The 4,424-nt window shown below is 27.0% G+C and carries 4 protein-coding genes; all 4 read right to left on the bottom strand.

The genetic code is table 11. The features are described 5' to 3' along the window. Positions 1-199: 199 nt before the first annotated feature. Entirely contained in the window at positions 200-871 is a 672-nt protein-coding gene (locus BLU40_RS17070) for a hypothetical protein (protein WP_139171001.1), read from the bottom strand. Positions 872-1,049: 178 nt separating this feature from the next. After that, positions 1,050-1,598: a TPM domain-containing protein gene (locus BLU40_RS17075; protein ID WP_090126626.1), complete on the bottom strand. Its 549-nt coding sequence runs from the start codon at positions 1,596-1,598 to the stop codon at positions 1,050-1,052. A gap of 150 nt (positions 1,599-1,748) precedes the next feature. Then, positions 1,749-2,042: a type II toxin-antitoxin system RelE/ParE family toxin gene (locus BLU40_RS17080; RefSeq protein WP_090126630.1), complete on the bottom strand. Its 294-nt coding sequence runs from the start codon at positions 2,040-2,042 to the stop codon at positions 1,749-1,751. Between the two features lie 458 nt (positions 2,043-2,500). Further along, on the bottom strand, positions 2,501-4,246 hold the full coding sequence (locus BLU40_RS17090) for a S41 family peptidase (protein ID WP_090126633.1): 1,746 nt from the start codon (positions 4,244-4,246) through the stop codon (positions 2,501-2,503). Positions 4,247-4,424 lie beyond the last annotated feature (178 nt).

Raw genomic sequence — 4,424 nt, forward strand, 5'->3', positions numbered from 1 at the left:
TAAGTCAGAAAAGTGATATTCTTCTTGAGCATAACTTAAGCTTGCTATTAGGAATAGTATATATGTTAATTTTTTTCTCAAATGTATGCTAACGGGTTTGTACAAGATTTAGTTGCGTGTTTAAGCTATAAATTTAGCAAATAATTCCCGAGCAAAGAAAGTCCGTGAGGACTTTTGTAAATAAGCTCTAACCAAGCAATTAATTTTGTACGTTGTTGTAAACAGGTTTTAGATTTTTTATTCTATTTATCATATCAGTTTCTTGAATTAACAGTAATTCAATAGAACTACTATTAATTGATTTTATCTGGTAAATGTTTATTGGTTCTGAATCGTCAATTGCAAAAGTTAAAAAATAATTGTTCTGACATTCTCCTAAAAACCAAAAACCATAAATAGTCCTTCCATACATTTTTCCTCGTAAATTTCTTAATTCTCCTGTTTTGTCAAATTGATGGAACTCTAACTTGAAATCTATGTTTATGGAATCCTTTATATTTTCAAATTTTGTGTTTGTAAGTAAGTCAAGTATCTGCTGTTTCGATTTTTCAATTTTAAAAGACAAATTTAGAGGTCTAAATACTGCAGTTATATTTTCAAAATATTCTATTTCAATTGAATCGTTATTATATTTAGTATAATTTATTTTTAAAGAATCATTTTTCAATTTTAATAAACTCTTTGAGTTATCAATTTTAAATTTCTTAATCGAAGAATCCGAAAAGAGATGACTCCAATTATTGTTGTTAAAATCAATTACAAATCCATTCGTCAGACTTTCGTACCCTCTATCTAAATCGTGTATTCTATTATTTGATGACATCCATACTCCAGTAGGTTTATCATTTTTACAAGAATAAATTATGGTCAAGAATATAATTGTAAGTATTTTTTTCATCGAACTTGTTTACAACGGTTTTTGGTATGCTTTGTTGAGTGATTAAGCACTAAATTTAGTAAATAATTACTGACCAAGAAAATCCCTTTAGGATTTTCGTAAATGTGCTAGAACCAAATAATAAAATATACCAATTGTTGTACACTTTACGTTATTTCCAATTTTTAATCAATTCTGTTAATCCGATTTCTATTCCGTTATAGTATTCTCCTTTTTTTAACTCGGGAATTATCTTATCGGATAAAATTTTCATACAAATTTCATCTGTCAAAATATGTTCCGTTTGATTTCCAGTTGAAATTCTTATTTTCTTAAGAGTTTTACTTAATATAATTGTTAAGCCATTATCTTTATTATACTGTCCAATTTTCCAATAATCTGATAAATCAACCGCATATTTATCAAAATCTGTATATTTCCCAATAGATTTGATTGTAACTACTGCTATCTGATTTGAAGTTTTTTTCTCAAACTCTTTAATAATATTAGTCAATTTAACTTGCTCCTCAGGAGTGAAAATTAATTCATAATCATTGATAAATCCTTTTGGTTCTGGAAAGTCACTTTTTCCTAAATAATAGGAATCAAACTCAACTTTTGGAGGGTTTGGGTTTGGTTTTTTTTTCTCAACGGTTTTGCAATTCGTCACATTAAAAATTAGAAATCCGAAAATTATCAATCTAGCAATTTTTCTCATCATAGTATTGTGTACAACGGTTTTTGGTATGTTTTGTTGAGTAATTTAGCTATAAATTTAGTAAATAATTACCGACCAAGAAAATCCGATAGGATTTTCGTAAGTGTGCTAGAACCAAACAATAAAATATACCAGTTGTTATGCACTGGCTTTTTAAAGTATATTTTTTAAATCTTGTTTCCCAATAATTGCTATAATCTCAATTACTTTATCATCTTCATTAATCTTAAAATAAATTGAATCAGAACCACATATACATTTTCGATATCCTATTTTGATATAATCAACTGATTCAAATGAAAATGGGCTTTTTGAAATTCTATCAAAATACTCAAAAAAAATATCAAAATATTTATCAGGTTGTTTTTCTCCAAATGTTTTTATTCCGTAATGATGAATTCTAATTAAATTTTCTTTTGCTGTATTACTCAGCCTATAATTACTCATTCAATAAAGATTTTGATTGAGCTAAAATTTGTTCTTTGGTATCAGAAGTGAATCCATTTTTCTCGGCTCTTTCAAGTTTAGAACTAATCCAATCAATTTGAGCTTGCTGTTTTCTTGCTTGTCTAATTAAATCATTGACTAATTCACTTTTACTTGAATATTCTTTATTTTCAATTTGGGCCTTTAACCACTCATCATTCGGATCTGTAAATGAAATACTTTGTCTAGTTATAATATATTATTTTGATGTAAAAATACACCAAAAACGCATCTTTTCCAAATTTTATTTATCTCTAGGAATGTTAATCATTATAGTTGCCAACGGTTTTGTACAAGGTTTAGTTGCGTGTTTTAAGCTACTAATTTACTAAATAAAAGGCTAACGAAGAAAATCTGATAGGATTTTCGTAAATGTGCTAGAACCAAGCTATAAATTATAAACAGTGTTACAAGCCGTTTTAATGCTCGTTTATTATTTCAATTGCTTTTTCTAACAATTCATCTTGTCCATTTTTTATTCCCTCAATAGTCGGTTTTATTTCAAGGTCAACTTTAATACCAACTCTTTGAGTTTCTTCTCCATCAGGATAATAAACACCCATTCCGCTAATCATAGTCATTATTTCTCCGGGTAGATAAAAAATAGGAGAAACATTTCCGTCTGCAGCTGCTGTTTTAGAGCCTATAACCATTGAGTTTGGAGCTTTTTGATAAGCCATTACGTGGTATTCTGAAGCACTTTGCGTGTTTTCGTTTACTAAAATTATTACTTTTCCTTTATAAAAACCAGTATTTTCTTTACCAGCACTATCAATATATTCAAAAGTAAAAAGACCTGGAGTTTTTATACTTCCAATTGTGAATTGTGAAAATGGTATTTTTTTAGGATATAAATAATTACATAAACTATCCAAAGGTGAATATGTTGGAGAATGTCTAGCATCTATTATTAGGCCATTTGTATTTTTTATTTCTTTCCATATTTTAGAAATATGCGAACCTTTTAATGAGCCTTGATTTAAATAAGCTATTTTAGGACTAATTAGTGTAAAGCAAGTATCTGCGGTATTATCAAAATATTTTTTCCATATTAATGACTTATTTGAAGAGCTTACTTTAATCATTTTATTTTTTAATTGATTACCACTTATATATTCAATGTTTAGCACGGTATCATTTGTTCTTAATAAGGTTCTTAAAGCGATATTATTTAATTTGGTTGGATAGTTTGAAGCAGGTGTATATTTTAGATTCTTTTTTACTATGTCGTCAACTGATTCATCATTTATTTTTGAAATTACATCTCCGATTTGTAATCCAATTTCTTTACATAAATTATTATCATTAAAATAAGTAACAACAGCTTTATTTTCTGCAAAAGTTAAATTTAGTGGTGCATAATTTATCCCGTAATAATTGTTTAAGATTTGATTTCCTCCCCAAACATTAGCGTGAGAATCATTAATTCTACCAATAAGCTCTAAAATTGTTAATGTATATTCGGTTTCATTTTTAGCTGAAATAATTTTTGGGACAAACTCTTTTAGAACATTTTTCCAATCTTCTCCAATCAAGTATTTATAAGGAAAATAATATTGAATAATATTCCAATAACGGTATAATGCTAGGATTCGATATCCAGCATCTGGGTATTTCATTTTTGAATATGGATTTTCATTTAAGAATGAAGGAGGACCTACACCATCAAATAATATATTTACATAATAATTATTATTAGTTCTTTCCGCATTTTTAATACTTAATAGTAACTCTGTAAGTTCTTTTGAAAATTTTGAATTTGAAATCCAATCTAAATCAGGTTTCATTTTAATTTCTCCTAAATTTTCATTTGCTTTTTGGTTTTCTTGAAATGTTCCTAAATTTTGAATCCATTTAACTAATATTATATCAAAGTCTTCATTATTTTTTGAATTTATAATTTTAGGTAATATTCTAAAAAGTTCATAATCCCAATTAAAATTTCCTTTTGCAATGTTAGGATGATAATATTTTAAAAAACCCCAAACTAATCCTAATGTTTTAAGGTTTTCAACCTTAGTAGGATTTAATGAAATTTCTTTAATTTTAGAACTTGAATTAAATTCATTATCAATTGTAACAGGTTTAGTATTCAAATCGTTCGTTTGACAATAAAATGTTTTTGTCATTAATAGAAACGTAATAATAAAAATTAGTCTTTTCATAGAACTTTTTTTAGGGTAATGTCTCGTCCTGAAATATGGCTACAGGTTAAAATTGATTTTATGCTGTTAATTTATATACCATATTCGGTGTTTTAAAGTCTAAAGATAAGTGTAATCTTACTTGGTTGTATAAATTAATTGCATTTTTTGCAGCTCTTTTAGCATGAGCAGTATTCAT

Source organism: Lutibacter oricola (assembly GCF_900106565.1).
Taxonomy (GTDB): domain Bacteria; phylum Bacteroidota; class Bacteroidia; order Flavobacteriales; family Flavobacteriaceae; genus Lutibacter; species Lutibacter oricola.